Origin of the sequence: Bacillus sp. FSL W8-0920 (genome assembly GCF_038593215.1) — a bacterium.
Classification (GTDB): Bacteria; Bacillota; Bacilli; order Bacillales; family Bacillaceae; genus Bacillus; species Bacillus pumilus.
This window is the reverse complement of the sequence record NZ_CP151974.1, coordinates 1,482,538-1,506,669: the sequence shown is the minus strand read 5'-3', so window position 1 is coordinate 1,506,669 and position 24,132 is coordinate 1,482,538. Positions and strand designations below refer to the sequence as shown.

Annotated in this window: 25 protein-coding genes; all 25 read right to left on the bottom strand. The window is 40.7% G+C overall.

What is annotated here, in order from left to right; all coding sequences use genetic code 11:
- Positions 1–35: 35 nt before the first annotated feature.
- Entirely contained in the window at positions 36–317 is a 282-nt protein-coding gene (locus NSS78_RS07475; protein WP_106028977.1) for a YggT family protein, read from the bottom strand.
- 6 nt (positions 318–323) lie between these two features.
- Complete coding sequence (gene sepF, locus NSS78_RS07470) at positions 324–782, bottom strand: cell division protein SepF (protein ID WP_003212271.1); 459 nt, start codon at positions 780–782, stop codon at positions 324–326.
- Position 783: 1 nt separating this feature from the next.
- Positions 784–1,473, bottom strand: a complete 690-nt coding sequence (locus tag NSS78_RS07465) for a YggS family pyridoxal phosphate-dependent enzyme (protein WP_106028978.1) — start codon at positions 1,471–1,473, stop codon at positions 784–786.
- Between the two features lie 6 nt (positions 1,474–1,479).
- Complete coding sequence (gene pgeF, locus NSS78_RS07460) at positions 1,480–2,343, bottom strand: peptidoglycan editing factor PgeF (RefSeq protein WP_212045841.1); 864 nt, start codon at positions 2,341–2,343, stop codon at positions 1,480–1,482.
- Positions 2,344–2,555: 212 nt separating this feature from the next.
- A complete protein-coding gene (locus tag NSS78_RS07455) occupies positions 2,556–2,792 on the bottom strand; it encodes a YlmC/YmxH family sporulation protein (protein WP_008344958.1) in 237 nt (78 codons plus the stop codon).
- Between the two features lie 79 nt (positions 2,793–2,871).
- Entirely contained in the window at positions 2,872–3,648 is a 777-nt protein-coding gene (locus NSS78_RS07450; protein ID WP_034620040.1) for an ABC transporter ATP-binding protein, read from the bottom strand.
- Positions 3,649–3,778: 130 nt separating this feature from the next.
- On the bottom strand, positions 3,779–4,135 hold the full coding sequence (locus NSS78_RS07445) for a PTS glucitol/sorbitol transporter subunit IIA (protein WP_007499733.1): 357 nt from the start codon (positions 4,133–4,135) through the stop codon (positions 3,779–3,781).
- A 26-nt stretch (positions 4,136–4,161) separates the two neighbouring features.
- A complete protein-coding gene (locus NSS78_RS07440) occupies positions 4,162–5,172 on the bottom strand; it encodes a PTS glucitol/sorbitol transporter subunit IIB (protein ID WP_050945092.1) in 1,011 nt (336 codons plus the stop codon).
- A 13-nt stretch (positions 5,173–5,185) separates the two neighbouring features.
- Positions 5,186–5,716 (bottom strand): PTS glucitol/sorbitol transporter subunit IIC, encoded by a 531-nt coding sequence (locus NSS78_RS07435; protein WP_003210918.1) that lies wholly within the window; start codon positions 5,714–5,716, stop codon positions 5,186–5,188.
- Between the two features lie 18 nt (positions 5,717–5,734).
- Positions 5,735–6,166 carry a transcriptional regulator GutM gene (locus tag NSS78_RS07430; protein WP_003212289.1) on the bottom strand — a complete coding sequence of 144 codons (432 nt, stop codon included), beginning with the start codon at positions 6,164–6,166 and terminating at the stop codon, positions 5,735–5,737.
- A 12-nt stretch (positions 6,167–6,178) separates the two neighbouring features.
- A complete protein-coding gene (locus NSS78_RS07425; protein ID WP_003212501.1) occupies positions 6,179–7,423 on the bottom strand; it encodes an SAF domain-containing protein in 1,245 nt (414 codons plus the stop codon).
- 244 nt (positions 7,424–7,667) lie between these two features.
- Positions 7,668–8,606 carry a sugar-binding transcriptional regulator gene (locus NSS78_RS07420; protein ID WP_050945093.1) on the bottom strand — a complete coding sequence of 313 codons (939 nt, stop codon included), beginning with the start codon at positions 8,604–8,606 and terminating at the stop codon, positions 7,668–7,670.
- A 151-nt stretch (positions 8,607–8,757) separates the two neighbouring features.
- Positions 8,758–9,537: an RNA polymerase sporulation sigma factor SigG gene (gene sigG / locus NSS78_RS07415; protein ID WP_003211879.1), complete on the bottom strand. Its 780-nt coding sequence runs from the start codon at positions 9,535–9,537 to the stop codon at positions 8,758–8,760.
- 143 nt (positions 9,538–9,680) lie between these two features.
- Positions 9,681–10,400: an RNA polymerase sporulation sigma factor SigE gene (gene sigE / locus NSS78_RS07410; RefSeq protein WP_003211142.1), complete on the bottom strand. Its 720-nt coding sequence runs from the start codon at positions 10,398–10,400 to the stop codon at positions 9,681–9,683.
- A 58-nt stretch (positions 10,401–10,458) separates the two neighbouring features.
- Positions 10,459–11,388 (bottom strand): sigma-E processing peptidase SpoIIGA, encoded by a 930-nt coding sequence (gene spoIIGA, locus NSS78_RS07405; protein ID WP_050945094.1) that lies wholly within the window; start codon positions 11,386–11,388, stop codon positions 10,459–10,461.
- Between the two features lie 237 nt (positions 11,389–11,625).
- A complete protein-coding gene (locus NSS78_RS07400; RefSeq protein WP_282959894.1) occupies positions 11,626–15,129 on the bottom strand; it encodes a S8 family peptidase in 3,504 nt (1,167 codons plus the stop codon).
- A 291-nt stretch (positions 15,130–15,420) separates the two neighbouring features.
- Positions 15,421–16,566 carry a cell division protein FtsZ gene (gene ftsZ, locus NSS78_RS07395; protein ID WP_003211613.1) on the bottom strand — a complete coding sequence of 382 codons (1,146 nt, stop codon included), beginning with the start codon at positions 16,564–16,566 and terminating at the stop codon, positions 15,421–15,423.
- Between the two features lie 33 nt (positions 16,567–16,599).
- Positions 16,600–17,922, bottom strand: a complete 1,323-nt coding sequence (gene ftsA, locus NSS78_RS07390) for a cell division protein FtsA (protein WP_050945096.1) — start codon at positions 17,920–17,922, stop codon at positions 16,600–16,602.
- Between the two features lie 159 nt (positions 17,923–18,081).
- A complete protein-coding gene (locus NSS78_RS07385) occupies positions 18,082–18,450 on the bottom strand; it encodes a small basic family protein (protein ID WP_003210988.1) in 369 nt (122 codons plus the stop codon).
- Complete coding sequence (locus tag NSS78_RS07380; protein WP_106029729.1) at positions 18,450–19,175, bottom strand: DUF881 domain-containing protein; 726 nt, start codon at positions 19,173–19,175, stop codon at positions 18,450–18,452. Before NSS78_RS07380 ends, NSS78_RS07385 begins: the two co-directional genes overlap by 1 nt.
- A gap of 20 nt (positions 19,176–19,195) precedes the next feature.
- A complete protein-coding gene (locus NSS78_RS07375; protein WP_003211621.1) occupies positions 19,196–19,885 on the bottom strand; it encodes a DUF881 domain-containing protein in 690 nt (229 codons plus the stop codon).
- Positions 19,882–20,661, bottom strand: coding sequence for a cell division protein FtsQ/DivIB (locus tag NSS78_RS07370; protein ID WP_050945098.1), 780 nt, complete (start codon positions 20,659–20,661; stop codon positions 19,882–19,884). The genes NSS78_RS07375 and NSS78_RS07370 overlap by 4 nt, the downstream gene beginning before the upstream one ends.
- Positions 20,662–20,788: 127 nt before the next feature.
- Positions 20,789–21,700 carry a UDP-N-acetylmuramate dehydrogenase gene (murB, locus tag NSS78_RS07365; RefSeq protein ID WP_212045840.1) on the bottom strand — a complete coding sequence of 304 codons (912 nt, stop codon included), beginning with the start codon at positions 21,698–21,700 and terminating at the stop codon, positions 20,789–20,791.
- Between the two features lie 31 nt (positions 21,701–21,731).
- On the bottom strand, positions 21,732–22,826 hold the full coding sequence (gene murG, locus NSS78_RS07360) for an undecaprenyldiphospho-muramoylpentapeptide beta-N-acetylglucosaminyltransferase (protein ID WP_003212323.1): 1,095 nt from the start codon (positions 22,824–22,826) through the stop codon (positions 21,732–21,734).
- A 197-nt stretch (positions 22,827–23,023) separates the two neighbouring features.
- A complete protein-coding gene (spoVE, locus tag NSS78_RS07355; RefSeq protein WP_003212197.1) occupies positions 23,024–24,124 on the bottom strand; it encodes a stage V sporulation protein E in 1,101 nt (366 codons plus the stop codon).
- Between the last annotated feature and the right edge of the window lie 8 nt (positions 24,125–24,132).

The window sequence follows — 24,132 nt, the reverse complement described above, 5'->3', positions numbered from 1 at the left end:
AAAAGAGCCTGGCAGCGCCAAGCCCGGCAGCCTGTCTACATGAAGCGTGCAATCATATTGTAAAGACCAGTTAGTCCATATGTTGATGCAAAACGAATCACAAGCAATGCCACAATTGGCGAGATGTCAATCATGCCAATTGGCGGAATAATTTTACGAAATGGTTCTAAATATGGTTCGCAAATATTTGTCAGAAAACGCCCAATTGATGTTTCTCTTGCTGATGGCACCCATGACATAAAGATGTAAATAATAATCGCGAATGAGTAAATCGTTAATACAGTCTGTAAAAGCTGGAAAATGTAATTTAGAATCACTATGATTTACCACCTCTGAGGTTCTTCCTCTGTCAAAAGTTCTGATATTGTGCCAGATACATCTACATTATCAGGTGTACAGAGGAATATATTCGAGCCAATACGCTGGATATCTCCACCGATTGCATATACAGTGCCGCTTAAGAAGTCGATGATTCGCTTTGCTTGATCGTGCTGAATGCGCTGCAAATTGACGACGACTGCACGTCTGTTTTTAATATGGTCTGCAATCTCCTGCGCTTCTGCATAAACACGCGGCTCACTTAACACCACTTTAGAGGATTTCTGCACGCTTTGCAAGCTGACGACATTTTGTTTTCCTGTCTGCGGACGCTCTTGAAATGCCGCTTTGTCCTTTGTTCCTTTTTCTTCTTGGACTGGTTCTCTTTCTTCATCAATATATTCGTACTCATACTCTTCATCGTCGAGAGTGAAAAAGCTTTTAAACTTATTTTTTATGCTCATGTCACGCACCTCCTGTTTCATTTCCAACAAGTGAAGAGCCAATCCGAACGAATGTCGCACCTTCTTCAATTGCGATTTCAAAATCATTTGACATGCCCATCGATAAATGCTGACAAGGTGCATTTACTTGGTTAAGATGTTTTACTTCTTCTTGAAGGTTTTTTAATGTTTTAAAGCAGTTTCGTATCACAGTGTGATCATCTGTAAATGGAGCCATCGTCATCAGTCCAGCAATTTCAATGTGTTTGAAATCAGCGAGCTGCTTGACAAACGGGATCACGTCTTCACTTTGTAAGCCATGTTTTGACTCCTCCAGCGATGTGTTCACCTGTACAAAACAGCGAACCGTGTGATCTGCTCTTTTTTCAATTTCATTCGCAAGAGAGATCCTGTCGAGCGAATGTAAGTAGTCAATGCTCTGAATGACAGATTTTACTTTTCGTGTTTGTAAACTGCCGATGAAGTGCCAGCTAATGCTTTCATCGGTTATAGCCGCTTGTTTTTCAAGTAACCCTTGGTCACGATTTTCACCAAAATGCAAAATTCCTGCTTCCTTGGCTTCTTGTGCTCGTTCAATTGAGACATATTTTGTGACAGCGACGACTGATATATCGTCTGGGTTCCGGCCGGCTCTTTTACATGCTTCGTTTATTTGTTCATTTATTTGTCTGAGATTCTCTCGTACATTCAATTGCTCTTATGCCTCCTTAAACCCGACAAAAGACATCATACGTCCTGTTTTTCCTTGATCACGCCGGTGTGAGAAGAATAGCTGATCATTACAGCTTGTGCACATCGAACTGACATGTATGTTTTCTTCTTTCATCCCTGCATGTAGCAATACGTTTTTGTTTAATGTTTTTAAGTCTAATTTATATTGTCCTTGTGATATCTCGGAATACACATCCTCTGTAGAAAAGGGAAGCTGTTTCACTTGATTCAAGACCACATCATCAACTATGTAGCAACAGCTGCCAATGGATGGTCCAATGACGACTTGTATTTGATCGGTCTTAACACCTTCTTGGTTGACCCATAGATCTACCATTTTTGCACCAATTTGTTTGACGGTTCCTTTCCATCCGGCATGGGCTGTTCCGATGAGGCCATGTTGCGGAGCTAGAAAATAAAGCGGAACACAATCGGCGAAACAAAGAGCGAGCATGATGTTCGGTTCAGACGTATATAAGCCGTCTGTTCCAGGCAGTGCCTCATGATAATGAAGACTTCCTCTTCCTCTTTGCTCCTTGGTGACTTTCTTGATGCGGTCCTCGTGTGTTTGGTCTGCAAACACCCAATCAGAGAGCGGCACAGCAGTAGCATCTGCTATGACTTGACGATTCATTTGGACACTAGAAGCATCATCTCCTACATGGAGTCCAGTGTTCAATGATTGATATGGAGAAAGGCTGAAGCCGCCATTTTTTGTCGTAAATCCGGCTAATACCTCTTTACCAGAACATGTCATGTTCGTCCAATCATGAATCATCATTGCATAAGGTGATTTCTGCTGAAAGGGGTCATAATTGTGTGTCAAAGCTGCCTCCCACCTTTCATTCATCTCTCTTTATATCGCTCCTATTTTACCACAAGACATGCGTAGACAGTTAGTGGGATTCATTAAATATTACACTCAAATGTGCCCTTTCTACAGGTTTTTTTGCAAATTGATATGAAAACGTAATCTTTTTACCCGAAAAAGACATTGTTTGCTGAGAATGGAGAGCTTATGTTAAGGATCATTAAATGATTCATTGAGGAGTTATACGAATTTTAAGAAGACAATCGGACAAGTATCACATCTTCGCCAATTTTTACTATATTTCGCCACGGGACAATCATTTCCTCTTCTTTTCCGAAAAATCCCATCATTTTACCTGTACCGCCGATAATGATTGCTTGTATTTTACCACTCGTAACATTGATATCAATGTCCCCAATGGTGCCTAGTTTTTTTCCGCTGGACACATCGACAACATCCTTGATTTGGAATTCAGAAATACTGATCATCTGTCCTTCCCCGCCTTTCGTTTTCTACTATAATATGTATGATGGAAAAGCAGGGACGCAGACCAATAGTTTCTTTTATCTACAATTTACTTAAATGAGGACGGCCATTTCTCCACATCACATCTACCGGACATTCAAAGAAGGAAGAAAGCAAGTCGCTTGTCATCATCTCTTTTGTTTTCCCTTGATCAAAAACCGTCCCATCTTTTAATAATAAGGTGTGCTGAAAAACAGGCAAAATCTCTTCTGCATGATGGGTCGTGTAAAGCAAAGTAGGCGCATCAGGCTTTGAAGCAATGAATGAGATGGTCTCCAGCACCTGTTCTCTTGCTAAAAAATCAAGACCTGTCACAGGCTCATCTAAAATCAGGAGCTTGGGATCATTCATTAAAGCCCTCGCAATCAGGACTTTCTGCTTTTCTCCTTGCGAGAGTGTTTCATATGTCCGGTTTGCATATTTGAACGAACCAAATGCTTTTAATAGATCAATGGCTTTCTCCCTTATCTCATCTGTCGGGGTTTCATAAAGCCCGATAGAGGCAAATGCCCCGCTGAGAACAATTTCAAATGCATTGTCGTCTCTGTGCAGTTTCTTTTCAAGTCCCGCAGAAATGAGGCCAATTTTCTTCCTGAGCTTTTCGCCAAGAGCCTCCTTGCCAAAGATATGTCCCAGCACGGTCATCTCACCTGATGTAGGGAAATAATATGAGCAGAGCATATTTAATAAAGCGGTTTTCCCCGCACCATTTAAACCGTAAAGCACCCAGTGCTCCTCTTTGTTCACATGCCAGTCAACAGACTGAAGCAGCCATTTTCCATTTCGTTTTAATGAAACATTCTTCAATTCAAGTGACACCATCATTTCCCCCTGAGTAAAAATTCTGAATAAACAAATAATGAATGTTTACAGCATATCGCAATTGCTCTTTCTGGTAAACCTCACATAAAAAAAGCTGCTCCTTCTACGGAACAGCTTTTCTTCATAGCTACGAAATTTCAATTCGTACGCCTTCTTTTATATCAGGAAACGTGTGCGGGGATGCAAAGACAGCTCCCGGTAATACATCATCAAACGGCTCTTGGAAGTAGATCGAAATATGGCCGAGTTCTTTAAAGTTGTCATTTGCTTTATTGCCGAGGGCTGTGATCGTGTACGTTTGATCGCCCACTTGAATGGTACCGCCCAGTTTCAACGGCTCTTCTTCTAAATGTTCGAACTCATGAATGACGGACATATCTCTTAATTCCTGCGGCGCTGCGGGTCCAAATAAAACAATCAGCTTATCTTCTTTAAATTGCGGGACTAAGATCCCGATTTCTTTTACGACAGATTGTGTGACCATGTATATCGATTCCTCCTTTAATACGTTTAATACATACCGAAGCTGGCAGCGTATGCGATCACAACAGATAGAACCCCTGTAATGAGACGGCTATACAAAACAGCTGGTACTCCATATTGTACCGTTTCCGGCTTCGCTTCACCAAGTGACAGACCCACTGGAATGAAATCACACCCTACTTGACCGTTGATTGCAAATAGTGCAGGAAGTGCAAATTGAGGCGGGATATTTCCTAGTGCAATTTGACTACCAATGAGAACACCGATTACTTGTGCAATGACTGCACCAGGTCCTAAGACAGGTGATAGGAATGGCAATGTACAGACCACAACGAGCAGTAAGAGTCCCCATATAGATCCTGCCAATGGTGATAGAAAATGGGCAATCAAGTCACCAATTTTTGTATAATTGATAATTCCAATTAACATACTGACAAATGCCATGAATGGAATAATGTTTTTCAAAAGCATATCAACGGAATCACGGCCAGCCTGGTAGAACGTACCGGTAACTTTCCCAATTCCTCTTGAGAACCTCATCAGGAAATTACCTTTTTCCTGACGCTCGAGATTTTCCTCTTTCAGTTTTGAATAGGTTTCTTTGAAATTCTCCTTGTCAATCGGCTCACTGTTTTCCTGACCTTCTACTTTTTCCTCACCACTTGATGCATCCGCAAAGGAAATATCTTTTTCTGTGACGCCTGATACGAAGATATCCTCTGTAATATGTTTTGCAAGCGGTCCAGAAGGAGAGGATGCCAAAACGTCTACAGTTGGAATGCGCTTCATTGGATAAAGTCCGATTCGTGCGGTTCCTCCGCAGTCAATGACAACACACATCATTTCATCTTCTGGTATCGAGTTTTTAAAGCCGTCACATGCTTCTGTCCCTGTCATTTCTGCAATTTTACGTGCAACTGGGTGAATGCCTCCCCCTGTAATGGAAACAACCTTTCTTTTTTTACCGGTTGGTTCAAGCTCCAAGCCTTCTCCCCATCCGCCAGCACCTTTTGCAACAAATACTTTGTGGTTTGTCATGTCTAACCCTCCCCTATTGTGAATTCGCTTTCATTTTTCCTGCTAAGTACTTTGTAATCCATTCAGTAATAATACCGCGAAGTAAAATGACGACGATCCCGACTAAGAAGTACCGTACAGCAAGCTCTGACATTGAGTATCCTGCTTCTTTAATACCGTTCGCAATCCCTAAGTAGACAAACAGTTCTCCTGCGTTGGCATACGGAAACAGTGATGTCACCGGATGAACAAATGAAACAGCTGAATCATAGAATGCTGGTTTTTGTTTTTCGGGTAAGAAGCGGCCAAACGTATAAGCCATCGGGTTTGTCAAAATAAGAACGGATAAGATCGGCATTAACGTGTAGCGCAAAATGGTATATTTCGCAGCAAACTGAATCGCTCTATTCACTCGCTCTTCTCCAATAAACTTCATGACAGCATAAGTGAAAGTAAGTAACACAACAAGCGTTGGAACGATACCTGTAACAAGACCCATGAATTGCTTTCCGCCGGCTTCAAACATTCCGATAAAGTGCTCTCCAAACCATTGAATCCATTCCATGTTTCATCTCCCCTTTCTTTAGTTCACATTTGTTATATTTTTTTTCGAAATCGAGACAAGTGCCTGTTCAGCCGCCATGGAAAGTGCGTGCATGACAGCTGGCCCCTTTTTGCGTTTTTTCAACGTCTGCTTCATCATATGGTGCTCGTCTAACACAGCCCCTACATGCTTTCCTTCATATGAAGGGACTTCTTTAAATTTAGATAAGATCGACACACCGCCAAGCACATGGCATTTTTGAATGATATACGATTCATCTACAATGATGAGCGCAATGGCTCCAGGGCCAACTTTGCGCCGCTCCATTCCTGAAAATAAGTGATAGCCCTGCTTCCCTCTGTAATCATCAATAAGTGAATCCATGCTCTTGCGGTAGTACTTGATTTGAATAAAAGATAACCCGTACTGCACAATGAGAATGATACAAAGTACGATCGCTAATTTTTCCACAGCTTCACGTCCTTATGATTGAAATAAATGATCTTGTAATGATCGCAGCTTCCAGACCGTTGTGTTTGAATCAAGCTCTACATCATCATGAGTCAGGAATTGTCCTAATTTGATGTCTTTTTTCGCTACGACTTTTCCGCTAATTAAACCAATTGGAATGTGGCCGTTCGTTTTCATGTCTTGATGTGTTTCAAGAACACCTCTTACAGAGTATCCGCCAATCCCGTCAAGTGATTCTCCAGCTTTAATATCTCTTTTTGCCACAGCGACTGTTTCTGATACTGGTACACCAATTGGGTGAATGGATGAATCATGCTGTAAGACCGCTTTTGCGATGGTAACAGGTGTTTCAAGACTCGCTAAGTGGAAAGGACGGTAAAGTGTGTAGTGTGGGCCTTTTCCAACTTTTAAGTAGCGCAGCTCTTCATCTACTGGCTCAAGGTCACTCTTCACGATGACAAATACACCTGGTGCAAGTCCATTTACATATTCAACGACTCCGAAGTTGTCGAGCACGCCGCCTTGCTGTTTTTGATTCAATTTATCTGCTACATTTTCTAAATTGGCTTCGACTCCGTGCATACCAACTTTATCTGGCAGAAGCCCAGTCGCGTTACTTAACAAGTTCATTTCCGCCATTGTTTTTGTTCCGTCCTGGAATGCAGCCAGCATATGTGAACTCATATGTTTACTATCTGCTTCTGCTTGACACGTATCTGGATTTGCTTCTGGGAAGAATGGGTTGTTCTTTCCTTTCCCTGCAACGAGTACCTCAAGACCCATTGTTTTCGCAAATTCATATAATTCTAGTGTTGCTGCTGGTTCGTCTCCAGCTGATCCTGAGTAAACAAGTCCTGCATTTGTGAATAACTTATGCATGACCAACCCGATGGTAATATCAACTTCTACATTTAAAAGAACGAGATGTTTTTTTGAATTAAGCGCTTCCAAAGAAATGTTTGCACCGACCTCTGGGACACCTGTTGCATCTACGACAACTTCTACGGAATCTGATTGAATCACTTCTCTGTAATCATTTGTGACAACCATTTGATGCGGCTTTGCATGCTGCTTGTAAAAATTCGCTGCCTTCTCTGCTGCACTAAGGTGAATATCACAAACACCAGCAACAATCATGCCTGGAATTTTAGAAATTTGTGAAATGAGTCCAAAGCCCATTTGACCTGCTCCAATAATCCCTACTTTGATTGGATCTCCACTGCGTTCTCGAGCTAACAATTGTTGATAGATTGACATCTAAATCATCCTTTCAGGTTTTCTTGCTTCTCGGGTAGATTGCTAGAAATATAATCTGAAACTTTTAACAAATGTTATAAAAATTAACAAAAATCCGTTTATTGTAACATTTGTTATTTTGTTTATCATTTGTTATGAACTTAGTTTATATGATGTGTCAACTTTGTGTCAAGCTAAAATCGATAAAATTTTCAATCTTTTTGAGTCTTTAGACTCAAAAAAACTACCTAATGATATTAGGTAGTTACTTTAATAAGGCATCTCCAGTTCGTTCATCGGTAATTAATACATGAATTAATCCACCTGCTAATGCCGCCCGAATTGCTTCAATTTTCTCTTCGCCACCAGCGACACCTATGACAAGTGGAATTTCTTTTAGCTTTTGGGGGCTTATGCCCATCACCCGGTCGTTCCATGGGTGGGGATATACTTCCCCTTGATGATCAATAAAGTTATAGCAAATGTCACCTGCTACATCCTTTGCTTGAAGGATGTCCTCTTCACCGCTTGTCATATAAGATTTCACCATCGTTGAATGCTGCGGAACACCACCAATTCCGACAACCGCGATATTTGATGATTCTCCTAGTTCAATCACTTTTTTGATTGACGGCTGTCGGATCAGTACATCTTTCGCTTCTTTCGTATCAAGCATGACAGGTACATGTAAAAACTCACATTTAGATTTGAGCGCCTCTGTGCATCTCGCAATAATATAGTTGGCGTGGATATCGACATCTTCATTTCCCACACCTCCGACAAGCGGAACAAATGTCACGGATGGATAGTGCTGAACAGACGTAACCGCTTTCGCCATCTCATGCAGCGTTGTCCCAGAGGAAAACCCAATAACTTGTCCATCCTTCATCACTTTTAATAAAAAGCTTGCCGCCGCGGCACCGATTCGGCTTTTGGTTGTGTCTTTGCTGAGTGTTTCCACACAGACGACTTCTCGGAGCCCATATTTACGTTCTATTTTTCTTTCTAACGATCCATACTGTTGGTTGACTTCATCATGAATAATGATTTCCACGATTCCTGCTTCACGTGCTTTTGCCAAATATTTCGATATGAGCGAACGGCTAACCCCAACCGCTTCTGCAATGTTAGATTGAGTGGCGCCTTCTTCATAATACATATGCGCAACCTTAATGAGCAGCCTTCTTTCATCATGGAATGTCATAATAACCCTTCTTTCCGCTTAAGTGTTCCCTAACAAATGCTATCTAAAATAACATTTGTTAAAAACAGATTAAATGAAAAAAATAACAGAGTCAATACTAGAGGAGTGTTCTCTCATAAGAATGAAAAAAGCCGCACATGAAGCGGCGGCTTTAAAAGATGTTTTTATTCATTTGTTTGATGGCTGCTTTTTCAAGCCTAGAGACTTGTGCCTGAGAAATCCCGATCTCTTCGGCAACTTCCATTTGCGTTTTGCCCTGGAAGAAGCGTTTGCGAAGAATCATTTTTTCCCTGTCGTTCAACCTACGCATGCCCTCTTTTAAGGCCAATTCTTCCACCCATTGTGTGTCTTTGTTCCGTTCATCACTAATTTGATCCATCACATAAATCGGATCTCCTCCGTCATTATAGATCGGTTCAAACAAAGATACAGGATCTTGAATTGCATCTAGGGCAAAGACAATTTCCTCATGAGGCACTTCCAGCACTTTGGCAATGTCTTCTGCTGTTGGCTCCTTGCTTGTCTCACTAATCAGCCTCTCACGGACCTGAAGTGCCTTATAGGCAATATCTCTTAGCGAGCGAGACACCCGAATCGGGTTGTTATCACGCAAGTATCGACGGATTTCTCCTATGATCATAGGAACCGCATAAGTTGAAAATCTGACATTGTGGCTTAAATCAAAATTATCAATTGATTTCATTAATCCGATACAGCCTACTTGGAAGAGATCGTCGACATATTCGCCTCTGTTGTTAAAACGCTGAATCACACTTAAAACCAACCGTAAATTGCCATTGACTAGCTTTTCTCTTGCTGTATCGTCACCCTCATCTTGCAGCTGTCTGAACAATTTTCTCATCTCGTCGTTTTTCAGAACAGGCAACTTGGAGGTGTCGACTCCGCAGATTTCCACTTTATTTCTGGACACTTTTTTCCCTCCCTACAGGAGCTGTTGTACAAAGTTCAGTATCTCCTTGGGATGGAAAAATATGCACGAGCGATGACAAGAATCATGAAAAAAAAGGTTGTTTCCTTTGACAGTGCAGGGACAGAGCTTTTTTAAAAAATTTTTTAGACCATTTTATTAAATTCTTTTTGTAATCGTTTAATAATTCTTTTTTCAAGCCTCGAAATATAAGACTGTGAAATCCCAAGCATGTCAGCGACATCTTTTTGGGTTTTTTCCTCACCACCAATTAAGCCAAATCTTAGTTCCATGATCTGCTTTTCGCGGTCATTTAATTGCTCGAGCGCTTTTTTCAGCAATTTTTTATCCACATTTGCTTCAATATCGCGTGTGATAATATCATCATCTGTTCCAAGTACGTCTGATAAAAGCAGTTCATTTCCGTCCCAATCAATGTTGAGCGGCTCATCAAACGAAACTTCTGACCGGATTTTATTATTTCGACGTAAGTACATCAAAATCTCATTTTCAATACATCTCGAAGCATATGTTGCAAGCTTGATCTTTTTTTCTGGGTTAAATGTATTGACTGCTTTGATCAGACCAATGGTTCCGATACTGATTAAATCCTCAATATTAATACCTGTGTTTTCAAATTTTCTTGCGATGTAAACGACTAAACGCAAATTTCTTTCAATCAGAATCGCTCTTGCGGTTTGATCACCCTTTGGTAATTTGACAAGCAGCTCCTGCTCTTCATCCTTTGATAATGGAGGCGGGAGCGCTTCACTTCCACCAATATAATAAATTTCATCACTCTTTAGACCTAGCTTCATGAGGAGTTTATACCAGTAGTAAGTGAGTTTAAATTTTAATTTTTTCATCTTCTTCTCCCTTCTAAATGTCAAGTTGACCTCGTAAGATAAAAGACATCACCAAAAACTACGACACCCCCTGGATGATTTTCCCGTCTAACATATCTGGATGAATGATGGATTGAAATTCCTGATCTGCCGATAAACCGCTGAGACTCAACCCAACAAAACACTTAGCAGGCTGAATCATATGCGTCTTTGAATAAATGAAGACTGTATCTGGTTTTAGGCATAGTAGAAAGCCGTGATCATGACCGACCGCTCGATATGGAACAAGTCTTAATCGATCAAGAAGAGGAAATTGATCATCGATCTTTTGCATGACTTCAACAGGATGAGACTGTTTCATGAGCTCTATAAATGACTCTCCGCAAATGGCCGTTAGCTGGTCGGCCTGGACGATCATGACAGGTGTTTTTGTCATAGGATCATACAGCTGGTTGCCAGAATCGACGAGTCCCTTTAAACGGATGGTCTCTCCATGAATGTGTATTTCCACAAGCACTTGTTCATCAACCTGTCTTTTTTTCGTACCCACCTCGCCTAATCTTTTCTTTGAAAACAGCCAAATCGCAGGAAACCCAGTTAAAACAAAAAGCCAGCTAATCGGATCACCAAAGCCATCATTTTGAGAAATCAGCAGGCCATCTTGAATCACTGTATTGGTTTGCAAAAATGAATGAACCCCGATCATGCCTCCTCCCATCAAAAATGTTACAAAGTAAAAAGCAAACAGATTTTGAAAAAAGGAACGAAATCTTTGAAAACCAAAGGTTGCAAGAACAATGAAGACAGAAAAAAGTAGTTTGCCTAAAGGGTGTGACACAACCATTGCAAATGGTGTAAAGAGCAAGAGAACAATGCTCGATCCAATGAGAGCTCCTAACATATATCGCCTTTTTTTTACTTGTCGTTTGAGAATAAATGCAGTGAGTAAGAGAAGCAATAGATCAAAACAAAAGTTTAACAGCCAAATCACATCTAAATAAATGACCACCTTCTGCTCCTTTCATCTGAAACAAAGAATCAAAAGCAGTACTTGCACTTGTTTGTACCAGTATAAAACAGTCATGAGATGGAAGTCTGTCAATTCTTGTTGGGGATGATAGAGAACTTTTGGTGGATTGTTATTGTTTTTGTCGAGGAATGAGAGAGAATATTCTTCTGGACAAGCCTTCAAACAATTGTTGAAAGAAAAAAGACACGCTCCAAGAAGTCGTGTCTTTTGTTTAAGTTACTTTTCATTGATGTTTAATGTACCTGAAGCTTTTTGTCTTGTGACATTTCCATAATCATCTCGCACAATTACTTCAATGACCGCACCTTTTGCTTTAGCGGTAGAAGTAGCAGTCCAGTAGCCTTCATACGTTCCGCTCGATACTTCGCGAAGCGGCAGCTCTGTGGTATTTTGAAGCTTTGATCTCGCGTTTGTCAGCGGCATGTGAATGACAAACGTTGCGTCTAGCTTTTCTCTGCTGTGAAATGAAATTTTAACAGACTCCCCTGATGCCAGATGGACATTCTCTGCTGGAGTCAGCTTAGAAATCTCAGGTGCCTCGTATTGGACATCGATCTTGATTTTTTTAGTTGTTTTGTTTCCTGCTGCATCTTTCGCTGTGACTTTGATCATATTTTTCCCGTTCTCAAGCAGTATTCTTACGGAATACTTCCCTTCTTTTATGGTTGCCTTTTTTCCATTTACGGTGACTTGATCAAGATGATCATCTGTCACCTTTCCTTCTACAGTGAGCGATTCTTTATTCGTCTTTTCCCCTTTTTTCGGTGTATCGATAGTGAGCGCTGGCGCTGTTTGATCAATGATTACCTTTACTGGTGTAGATCGTTTTGTTGCACCTTTATCCGTAACAGTTGCAGCCGTGAATACATGCTCTCCACTTGAAACTGTGACCTTTTCTTTGAAGGCGCCTGACTGATCTGCTTTCACTTTGGCAATCTCTTCGTCGTTTTGATAGATCGCTACATCAAGCCCAGGAGAGGCTTTGCCTTCAATCTCCAGTTCATCTTTGTTCGTAATGACGCCTGCCTTTGGAGATGTAATCTCTGGCACATCTGCTTCATAGTCAACAAGCGCACGAATCATATAATTTCCCTCTTCTTTTGGAGAAGGAGAAAATGCACCGCTTGTCAGCTGCCAGCTTCTTTCAGCATTTGGTCCATCTTCATCAGTTGCAAGCCCTGGAGATTCCGTATTCTTTTTCGTTTGAATATAGACAAGATAGAAATCTCCATCCACCGTAATGGCTTGATCTTCTAAATCTACTTTTGTCCATTCCCCATTACGCAGCGCTTTTGCTTTTAGAGGTCCTGCCATTTTCTCCCCTGGAGCTCCGTTCTTCCCAGAAGCGTCATACACTTCAACTGCAAATTCATTCCCTCCAGGAGCTGGCCACTCTGATGACCAGAAACGGAAAAGCCCTCCTGTGAGTTGCGCTTGTTTCTTCCCCTTTTCTAATGAAAACTTCACAGCCCAGCCATTGCCAGGATCATAGAAGGCTCTCGCATTTTCAGCTGTTCCATCATCGTAGCCAATTTCCCCAGCAAAGCCGATGAATGGCTCTAGCTGAATGTTTTTTCCAACTGGCTTTTCTGTCACATCTGCTGTAAAAGAATATCCTTTAAATCCTTTGGCAAATACTTTGACGGTATAGACACCGCTCAATGCCTCTAGAGAAAATTCGCCAGATTCATTTGTTTTCACCGGCTTAATTTTCGCATCCTCTACAAGATAAACCGTGGCATCCTTTATCTTTTCACCCGTTGTTTCGTTGGCAATTGTGCCAGATATCGTTCGTTTCTTTAGTGGCTGTAAGGCGAAATTCGCCTCTGCCGTTTTATTTGAAGAAATATGGACGGTTTGTGTGCGTGATTCAAATCCGTAAGCTTCCGCTTTCACTGTGAATTTTCCTGCACTGTGAGGAAGCTGATATCTCCCTGTCGCTTCATCTGTGTACGTTGACTTGCCGCTTTCAAGAACACTAATTTCCGCTTTCATTGGAAGGGCTTTGATGGACGGACCAGCTAGATTTTTTTCCTTTTTCAATTCTTTTATGTTCGCAGGCTTCTTATGTGGGTGTACCGCCTTATCTTTTTGAGGCAAGGCTTGATCTGTTATTTTCATATCACCTAAATGAACATCTTCGTTTGTCACCTGTCCTTCGATCATGCCAATTCCATCTGTTAATGCCGTAATCGCCTCTCTTGCATCAACTAAACCTGCCCCATAGCCATTGTTTGGGGATTCCGTGAACTGCTGATCAGTTAATGGCTTCGCTGTATCAATCAGAATTTGTTCAATCTCTTCAACAGAAAGATCTGACTGTACTTGGCGAAGAAGAGCCACAACAGCTGAGACATGCGGACCAGCCATCGACGTCCCATTCCAGCCATCCTCATACCCTTTCCCAGGAATGGATGAACGAATGTTTACCCCTGGGGCGGCAATGTCTGGTTTCATGACACCATATGGAGACGGACCTTGCAGCGAGAAAGACCCCAATTTGTTATCTTGATCCGTAGCACCCGTTGCAAAGACCTCTTGATAGTTCGCAGGATTCGCAATAGATCCTTCACCACCAGGGTTGAATAAATCGGTATTGCCAGCTGAAAACTCTGGGAAGATGTCCGCCGCTCTCCAAGTATTGACGACATCTTTATACCAATCATCTAGGCCAGGTCCACCTCCCCAAGAATTATTGACAACATCTGGTGCCTTTTCTGGATGCGGGTTGCCGGCCTCATCTTTTGGTGCTAAAATCCACTCACCTGCGTCAAGCAGATCAGCATCTGTCCCACCATCTTCTGAGAAAGCTTTCACCGCAATCCATTTTGCGCCCGGTGCGACTCCGATTTGATTCTTTCCATCTGGCTCAGAGCCAACCATCGTTCCCGTTACATGTGTACCATGCTCTAAATCATCATATGGCGCTTCAGATCCTGTCGTAGCATCGTACCAATTGAATTCATGAGTTGGTTCATTCGGATGTGCTGGATCAAATCCGCGGTATTTTTCCTTTAAAGCAGGATGATCCCATTCCACTCCTGTATCAATACTTGCCACAACTGTACCAGTACCGTCATAACCTAAAGCCCACGCTTCTGGAGCATGAACTTGAGAAATGTTCCACTCGACTCCATCTACTGCTTTCATTTGTTTTTTCTGCTTCGTCTTCAAATCAACTGGCCGGTGAATTTGACGGGTTTCATTTGGCAACACTTGATCTACTTCTGGGAAGGCAGCCACCTTTTCCATGACTTCTTTCGTTCCCGTCACCGCTAAACCATTCACAATATAGTACGAATGAATCTCCTTCACTTGCTTTTTCTTTTGTTCCTTTTGTAAATACGTAAGGAGCGCTTCCTGCGTCTTTTCAGACGTTGCTCTTAATTCGGATACGACAGCTGATCTTTTTGTGTATTGCGTTTTAGCCGCTGTTAATTTCTGTTTTTTGGCTTTGATCACCGCTTCCTTCGCCACATTTTGCGTATTTGTTTGCTCTTTCATTTTGATTAAAAAAGTCACCTGATCATCCTGCTGAAACTGCTTCATTAATCTAGATGAGATCTTTGCTTTTGTAGTCTTAGAGGAGACAGCTTCCTCCTGATATGAGGTAGAAGTCGATGTTGCTTGAACCGTCCCAAAGCTTGTCATCGTTAAAGTACCAATCACCAAAAGACTCATCAAACGATAGCCGGCGGTCTTGCGAAACTTCAATTTCAATCAAATCCCTCCTCCTCAAATGTCCAAACAGAGTATAGGTCCCACTCCTTTCCTTCTGTTGTTCATGGCAAGATTCATGGTGTTCTATTTAATGTAGTCAAATAAAGTTCATCATTTTGTCGTTTTTTGTAAGAGGGAGTAAAAATGATTCTTTTTTCTTAAACACCATAAGTCAAATTACATATGGAAATTGAAGTAGCTTTCACGTATTTATGACTTTTTGATTAGAAACCCTTATAAGTTGAGACATAAAAAAACCCCTTCCAATGGAAGGGGTTAAGCTATACTCGATTAGCGTTTATTGCGGTTGCGTAAGAACGTTGGAATGTCTAGCGTATCATCACTTGATTGTGTATTTTGTCTTGGCTGAGATGATGGCTGTTGATGTTCTTCACGTTTTACTTCACGTTTTTGAGGAATGGATTGATTTTGCTTTAATCCTTGTCCTAATGGGTTTCTTTGTGATTTTGTCACTTCTGGTTCTTGCTCAATAAATCCAGTAGCGATCACAGTCACCACAATTTCATCCTTCAAGTTATCATTGATGACAGACCCGAAAATCATGTTTACATCTTCGTCAGATGCAGAAGCCACAATATCCGCCGCTTCTTGCACTTCATAAAGACTTAGGTTCGTTCCACCCGTAATGTTCATGATGACACCTTGAGCACCATCGATTGCTGTTTCTAGAAGTGGTGAGGAAATGGCTTTCTTCGCGGCTTCCGCAGCACGGTTTTCACCTGTTGCGACACCAATACCCATAAGAGCTGAACCTTTATTGGACATGATGGTTTTCACGTCAGCAAAGTCAAGGTTAATCAGACCTGGTGTTGCAATTAAATCTGAAATCCCTTGAACACCTTGTCTAAGCACGTTATCTGCCGCGCGGAATGCTTCCAGCATTGGCGTGTTTTTATCAACAATTTCAAGCAAGCGATCGTTTGGAATCACGATTAATGTGTCAACGGCTTCTTTCATAGAAGCAATTCCTTCAACTGCTTGAAGCTGACGCTTTCTTCCTTCAAATGTGAAAGGACGAGTCACAACTCCAACTGTCAATGCACCAGAATCTTTTGCGATTTTTGCAATGACAGGTGCAGCACCCGTACCAGTTCCACCGCCCATACCAGCTGTAACGAAGACCATGTCTGCGCCTTTTAATACTTCTTCAATCTGCTCTTTGCTTTCCTCAGCAGCTTTTTTACCGACTTCAGGATTCGCACCTGCTCCAAGCCCTCTTGTCAGCTTAGCACCGATTTGCATTTTAGTTTCTGCTTTTGATAGATTTAACGCCTGTGCATCAGTATTGACTGCAATAAAATCGACACCTTGTACGTCATTTTCAATCATTCGGTTGACAGCGTTATTCCCGCCGCCACCTACTCCGATTACTTTAATTGATGCTAGGCCGTCTATATTTGTTTCAAACTCCAACATGCTGAATCCTCCTAATCCGTCGAAAATCTAATTCTATTCCCAGAACATATTAAATAGTTTTTTCATTTTGCCCGGTTTTTTATTTGTCTCTTGTTGTGCTTGTTGTTTTACTTTCGGTCTTGGCTGCGCTTCTTTCACTTGTGGTGCAGAAGAAACCGGCTCCATGGATGCGCCTACTTCATGAAACGCCTCATCTGGCATTTGGAATCCAACTTGTCTGCCCTGAATCTTTGCATTGCGATAAGCAAAGTGGATCAGACCCACTCCTGTCATATATTGAGGCTCTCTCACCCCGATATAATTCGGACTTGCAATCCTGACATTGTTTTGCAAGACTGTTTGTGCAAGAGAAAGGATACCTGGAATGGCTGCCTGTCCACCTGTTAGAACGAATCCACCAGGCAAATCATGGACACCCATATTTCTTAATTCCTCTGCCACAAAGAGCAGGATTTCTTCCAGCCGCGCTTCAATAATGTTAGCCGCATCAATTTGTGTATACGTTTGTTTTTGATCGGTACCGATCACAGAAACTTCAAATGTCTCCTCAGTCGATGCCTCATCATAAAACGCATGCCCAAATTGTTTTTTGATTCGTTCAGCTTCTTCAGTGGAAGTTCTAAGTCCTATAGACAAATCTTTTGTTATGTTCTCTCCGCCCAAAGGGATACTGTGAGTAGAATAGAGATGCCCGTTTTCAAATACGGAAATCGTTGTAGATCCGCCGCCAATATCGACAAGAGCTACCCCAAGATTTTTTTCATCTTTCGATAATGCTGCCGAGCCCGATGCGAGTGGCTGCAAGCATATATCCAGTATTTCAATTCCAGCTCTTTCTACACATCGGAGCCAGTTATGTAGAATCGTTTTAGAACCTGTAATTAACGATCCTTCCACCTCTAGCCGAACACCAAGCATTTTTTTCGGATCTGTGATCTCATCTCTTCCGTCGACGATAAATTGTCTCGGAATCACGTCTACGACGAGATGTTCTTGAGGAATAGATACTACTTGTGCAGCATCTAAGACACGTCTCACATCTTCAGCATGTATTTCTTTGTTTTCACTAGATACTGCGACTACGCCGCTCGTATTCTGAATATGAATGTGGTTTCCGTTAATTCCGACAATCGCCTTTTGTAAAGGAAAACCTACCATTCTCTCAGCCTGTTCAAATGCTTGTCTAATAGAATGAACTGTCTCATCTATATCAACAATCGATCCTTTTTTTAACCCCTCTGAAGGGACATTTCCAACACCTATAATGTTAAGCGAATCATCCGCCATTTCTCCGACGATGACTTTTATATTGGATGTACCGATGTCAAGGCTGACGTAAATTTCATTGTTGTTCATTCTATGGCACCTCCTCACATATCAATACTTTCTATTCTATTATTTGCTGAACAACAATACAATGAATGTGTTTTTACAAGTGTGTAACAAAACTTAAAAAATCAACATTTTTTATTAGGATTACTGAAAATATTCGTTACATCATATGTATATCCTTTTTTATGACTCACTTTTTTTCTTTTTTTCTCTAGAAATTGTCCATTTTGTTAGGAGAATTCTTCTAATAACTGCTATATTTTGAAACAATCTAACGCCGAATGCAAACATTCCGACTAAGTATAAGTCTACACCAAGATGGACGCCCAGAAAAGCTAAACTTATTGCCAGTATAATATTAAAGAAGAAGCCTGATACAAACACTAGTTCATCGTATGCCCCTTGCAGATGTGCCCGGATTCCACCAATCAATGTATCAAGCGCAGCAAGTACAGCGAGGGAAAGATAATTAGAATACTCATTCGGTATCGTAAAATTAGTTAAGAAACCGATCGCAACTCCTATGATTAAGCCAAGTACAGGAAGCCACATTAAGATTTCCCCTCCTTTACATCATCAAGAGGCTTCAATTCGTTTACTTGAATTGCACCGTCATATGCTTTTAAGTGGATTTTTTTCTTCGGCTGGCTCATACTCAAGCTGAAGTTTTCCTGAGCAAACAAATCACCAATATCTGATACATTTAAACGGCTGTATAATTTGTCGGCTTGCTCACTAATCATTTTAATGGTGACTTCATCACTATCTAAGCTGTATCCATCCATTTTTGTCGTGCCATTAATATCTCGAATCACACTTGTATTAATGACACGGCGATCATTGATGGAAATATGTTTTGCCCCAAACATATTGGCTTCATTCATTAACTTTTTCAGAAGATCAGGTGGGATATTTTTCACTTCTTCTCCGGTAAGGTCCTTGGAAAAAAGCTGAGATATTTCAATTTCAATCCCCTCCCCTTCCACTTCTGTAAAACCAGCCTTTTCTTTTAAATCCTTTAATGTTTTTGTTAATTGTGCTTCTTTTGATCGGTCTCCTTGAAGACCATATTTTTTTAGCATCTCGTCGTATTTATCAATTTCTTTGAGCAAATCCAATTCCTTACTTTTAGATGCAGATAAATCCTCTCTCAGTTCCCACACATCACGAGTATCACGAACTTTGGGCTTTTGTAAGGAATTAAATTGGATGGAGACCATGATGCCAAATATGATCATTAAAGCTGTTAAACTAAGTAAAGGCTTCTTTTTCCTCAACACCACTCACCTTTTCACTTTTAATCTTTGTTTCTTAAAAGAGGGTTCATACGAATATCCGTTTTCTCGATCGTCATTGAAATGTGATCACTTGTCAGCTGATCGACCACTCCCCCTGCAATATTTAAAGCGGGTATTAACACAGCAGGATCACCAATAGCAGATATGACAAATGGTGCTGGATGCTGAACACCATCTACTGTGACAACTGGACCGTTACAATGTATGTATGATTGGTGTGTGATTCTTTGCCCATTAATAGATACAGCAGAAGCCCCTGATATAAATAGTTCGTTTATCACATGAAAAATGTGGCTCTCATGCACAATGTAATTATTAACATTTTGTCCACTCGGGATATAAGATGCATCTTCAAGAGACACTTTTACCCCTTTTCCTTTTACACCGATCTCTCCTGTAAACATTCTATATTTCTCAACATCTTCCAGCACATTAAAATATTGCTCTTTTTCATTTTTCAAATTGGACTCCGTTGCTTGTACCTTTGATTGAAGACTATATAATTCTTTTTCGAGTTTCTGATTCGCCTTTTCTTGCGTTGTGAGCTGACTTTTCAGAGAGTATTCTTTTTTCCATTGCTCTGTTCGAATGACATCTGCCTGATGCTGCTTTGTATATTGGTATGAAAAAGAAATCAGAAAACCAAGAACAAGCATGACAATCGAGAATATAACTGTTTTGCCTCTCAACGCTCATCTTCCTTTTTCTTAGATTTAAACGCTTCGAAATACGTAGCGACTTCCATATGGATTGTGCCTTTTTCAGATGATGAAAGTTCTTTTACAATGGCTGGATAGGTTTTCATTTTATCACCGAATGTTTTAATTGATGCAATCACAGTGTTTCCGTCGTTCATATAAAATTTAACTAGCCACTTGTTTGAATTGGTCGGCACATAATATATTTCTGAGATGAGCTCCTGAATAGAGGCTGGTAGTTGATTTAAAGATTTAACAGTTTGCTTCAGCTTCTCCTTATTGTCCCAATCGACAAAAATAGGTCCTGCATGACTCGGTGTCACTTCTTCTGGTAAAGCGGTCCCATTTTCAAGAAGCTCATAATATAGATTTCCCTTTTGAAGATACGCAATATTTGCATATTCTTTGACAGCAATACTCACTTTATTTGGGAAATGCTTTTTGATACTGACACTTTTAATCAATTTATTTTGTTTCAAATGATCTGCTGTTAAATCTTTATTTAAATTCCAAAACTCTGTTTCGCCTTCTTTAATTTGTGAAAGTTTAACAAGCTGTTTTGTTGAGACATGCTCGTTACCTGTGATGGTTAAAGAAGAAATTTTGCTGATAGGTGTCTGCAAATAAATAATAATTAAAACCATGATAAAAAACAGTAGTATAAAAGAGATCAGTCTCCGATTCGCTTTTTGCTTCCTTTGTTCTTTAATTTTAGGAATTCGCTCTTCTATATTGACGATCTTTTCATTTTCATGATCAGGCCGCATATATACTCTTCACCTCATTCAAAGCTGCTTGTCCACACCTTTGGGTCATCATTTTGATGAGAAAACAAACGGCATTCTTTCATGCCGTTTGTTTTCCTCAGATGCCATCATTCATAAAAACTAGCTGTTAATTTTCTTCACCGATAATTTCTACTTCTGTATGCATCTCTACGTTGCAGTCTTCTTTAATTTTCTTTTGGATGAACTGAATTAAGTCCAGCACGTCTTGAGCAGTTGCTCCACCAGCGTTGACAATAAAGTTGCCGTGCATATCAGAAATTCTAGCTCCGCCGATTTGGTATCCTTTTAAATTCGCTTTTTCTACAAGCTGTCCTGCATATTCAGGCAGCGGATTTCGAAAAATACTGCCAGCACATGGCCGGTTATAAGGCTGAGTTTCTTTACGATAATCTTTATTTTGCTGCATCTTCTTTGTGATTTTTTCGCGGTCATCCTGCTTGAGCTTAAACACAGCTTCTAGAACAATGCCAGGTCGTTCCTTTTGTAGGACTGACGTTCGATAGCTAAAATTCATTTGTTCATTTGTGAGCCACTCGATGCTTCCATCTTCAAATAAGATTCTGGCTTTCACAAGAATCTTACTGATATCAGATCCATGTGCACCTGCGTTCATATAAACAGCGCCTCCAATAGATCCCGGAATACCAGCTGCGAATTCCAGTCCTGAAAGACCCTGTTTACTAAGTGATGTCGCGAGCCTTACGACAGAGTAGCCGCCGCCTACTGTAATTTCTTCATCATTTACAGTTAAGTGATCCAGTCCAGCACCTAGCTTTAGGACAACTCCTCGAATTCCCTTATCAAGGACAAGTAAATTAGATCCTCTTCCAATGACCGTCCAATTCGTATGGTGTTTTTTCACATGATCCATGATCGTTTTCACTGCATCGATATCTTTTGGGATGATCAAAAGATCTGCTGGTCCGCCTATTTTCATTGTTGTATGATTTGCAAGCGGCTCATTTTCAAGTACTTTACCAACTTGCGCTTCTAATAATTCATTCTTCAAGTTCTCCATATTACCCTCCGCCTTACCTAATATCATTCCATCATGTAGTTGTAATTTCTTTTAACACATTATATAAACGTGTAGCCGCATCTGGTACTCCGAGTTCTTTCGTTAAACGGCTCATTTGGTTGAGTTTTTCTTCATTACCAGCAATTTCATCAATGGCATGCAGCAAACGATCTCCTGAAAGCTCTGATTCTCTTAAAACAATCGCAGCATCATGTTTTTCAAGTGATCTTGCATTGATTTCCTGATGATTTGCCGTCACGTATGGGCTCGGAATAAAAATGGTTGGGATTCCAAGAGCCGTTACTTCAGCAATTGTTGTAGCTCCTGCTCTTGCAACAATCACATCGATCGATTTCAGGTACTCTGGCATTTGATGCAAGAAAGGTTTGGTGATCATATTAGGTGCTGCACCTTTTTCCTTTAGTTCATTCAACACTTTTTCATAATGAACCTCACCTGTGATATATAAAAGCTGGTAGTTTTTAGCCTTTAAATCATCTTGCATTTCGATCACTGCTCTATTGATAGGAGCAGCACCTCGACTCCCGCCGAAAATAAGAACCGTTTTTTTCTTTTCATCGAGCCCGAATTCTTTAAGAGATTTCCCCTCTTTTATAGAGACGACTTCAGAGGCTCTAGGGTTTCCCGTAAATACAACCTTTTCAGAAGGAAAATGTGCCTTTGCCTCATCAAAGCATATGGCTACCCTATTAACATATCTCGCTAGGAACTTATTTGTAATACCAGGCAGGCTGTTTTGTTCGTGTATAATGGTCGGGATCTTCAGCTTAGAAGCCGCATAAACAACAGGCCCACACACATAACCGCCTGTTCCAATAACCGCATCAGGCTTGAATTCTTTTAAGTAAGATTTGCTTTTTTGAACGCCTTTTAAAAATCTCATCACCGTTTTGACGTTATCAAAGGAAAGCTTTCGTTTAAAACCTGAAATTTCTATTGCCTTGAAAGGGATATTTTCTCTTTCTACAATTTTCTTTTCAAGTCCATTTTCAGTACCGATATATAAAAATTCCACATCAGGATGCAGTCTTTTCACTTCTTTAATAAAGGCTAAGGCCGGATAAATATGTCCGCCTGTTCCGCCTCCACTGATTACTATACGCATTATACCATTTCCCCTCAATTTTTTTCTGCTCTGAACAAAGTATAAACCCTGTTTTAAACAACAGGGCTTCATTAAAACCTGTAAAGAAGAGTCAAAATAAACGTTTTCGAAACAAAAACTGTCATTTTCACTCTTCAAATCATTTTTTTATACTTTTGCAAAATAAACGTCAACATGGTTTCATTAGCTTCAGCACGCTAATATCTTGCGTACCTGCTGACATTAAGAAGTACGCCAATCGCCATCAGCATTAATGTCAATGATGAGCCGCCATAACTAAGGAATGGGAGCGTGATACCTGTCACAGGAATAAGTCCAGTGACAACTGCGATGTTAATCATTACTTGAATGGCAACCATTGAAATAATACCAACTGCTAGGAAACTCCCATATAAGTCTGGGGCTCCAAGTGCTATTCGTATGCCTCTCCATAATAGAACACTAAAGAGGAGTAAAATGAGTGATCCCCCTATAAAGCCAAGCTCTTCAGACAATATCGCAAAGATGAAGTCCGTTTGGGGCTCAGGTAAATAGAAGAATTTTTGTCTACTTTGACCAAGTCCCATTCCGAACAGACCACCTGGACCAACAGCGTATAAGGACTGAATAATTTGAAACCCACTGCCTAGTGGATCTTCCCAAGGATTTAAATAAGATGTAATTCGTTTTATTCGGTAGGGTGCTGATAAGACAAGTGCAGCGAACCCGCTGAGCCCTATAAGACCGAGAAATATAAAGTGAGCAATTCTCGCACCTGAAACAAATATCATAATAATACAGGTTCCAACCATCACCGTTCCTGTTCCCAGATCCGGTTGAAGCATGATGATGGCAAATGCAGAAAATACAATGCCTAAAGCTGGGGCAAAACCTTTTCGAAAGGATGTGATATTTTTTTGCTTTTCAGATAAGAATTTTGCAAGAAACGCAATCATCGCAAGCTTCATAAATTCAGAGGGCTGAATACTAAACGCACCGACACCGATCCAGCTTCTTGATCCATTTCTCTCCATACCGATACCAGGAATAAGTACAAGCAGCAAAAGGAGAAAACAAACAGCAATCAATATCTTTGACCAAGTCCGCCACGTCCAATAATCGACTCGCATAATGAAAAACATTGCGATAACTCCGATTCCGGCAAACAAAAGCTGTCTTTTTGCAAAATAAAACGAATCATCAAATTTATACGATGCCCACACTGCACTAGCGCTGTACACCATAATTAAACCAATCGTCAATAAAAGTAACGTAATGACAACAAGCAAAAAATCCGGAGAAGTTTTCTTATTCGTCAAGAGACCGA

Bases quoted from the DNA above. Each gene is read 5' to 3' on its own strand.
- sepF (WP_003212271.1), bottom strand. From the start codon at position 782: ATGAGCATAAAAAATAAGTTTAAAAGCTTTTTCACTCTCGACGATGAA.
- pgeF (WP_212045841.1), bottom strand. From the start codon at position 2,343: ATGAATGAAAGGTGGGAGGCAGCTTTGACACACAATTATGACCCCTTT.
- NSS78_RS07455 (WP_008344958.1), bottom strand. From the start codon at position 2,792: ATGATCAGTATTTCTGAATTCCAAATCAAGGATGTTGTCGATGTGTCC.
- NSS78_RS07445 (WP_007499733.1), bottom strand. From the start codon at position 4,135: ATGGTCACACAATCTGTCGTAAAAGAAATCGGGATCTTAGTCCCGCAA.
- NSS78_RS07440 (WP_050945092.1), bottom strand. From the start codon at position 5,172: ATGACAAACCACAAAGTATTTGTTGCAAAAGGTGCTGGCGGATGGGGA.
- NSS78_RS07435 (WP_003210918.1), bottom strand. From the start codon at position 5,716: ATGGAATGGATTCAATGGTTTGGAGAGCACTTTATCGGAATGTTTGAA.
- NSS78_RS07425 (WP_003212501.1), bottom strand. From the start codon at position 7,423: ATGTCAATCTATCAACAATTGTTAGCTCGAGAACGCAGTGGAGATCCA.
- NSS78_RS07420 (WP_050945093.1), bottom strand. From the start codon at position 8,606: ATGACATTCCATGATGAAAGAAGGCTGCTCATTAAGGTTGCGCATATG.
- sigE (WP_003211142.1), bottom strand. From the start codon at position 10,400: ATGAAAAAATTAAAATTTAAACTCACTTACTACTGGTATAAACTCCTC.
- ftsZ (WP_003211613.1), bottom strand. From the start codon at position 16,566: ATGTTGGAGTTTGAAACAAATATAGACGGCCTAGCATCAATTAAAGTA.
- ftsA (WP_050945096.1), bottom strand. From the start codon at position 17,922: ATGAACAACAATGAAATTTACGTCAGCCTTGACATCGGTACATCCAAT.
- NSS78_RS07385 (WP_003210988.1), bottom strand. From the start codon at position 18,450: ATGTGGCTTCCTGTACTTGGCTTAATCATAGGAGTTGCGATCGGTTTC.
- NSS78_RS07370 (WP_050945098.1), bottom strand. From the start codon at position 20,661: ATGCGGCCTGATCATGAAAATGAAAAGATCGTCAATATAGAAGAGCGA.
- murB (WP_212045840.1), bottom strand. From the start codon at position 21,700: ATGGAGAACTTGAAGAATGAATTATTAGAAGCGCAAGTTGGTAAAGTA.
- murG (WP_003212323.1), bottom strand. From the start codon at position 22,826: ATGCGTATAGTAATCAGTGGAGGCGGAACAGGCGGACATATTTATCCG.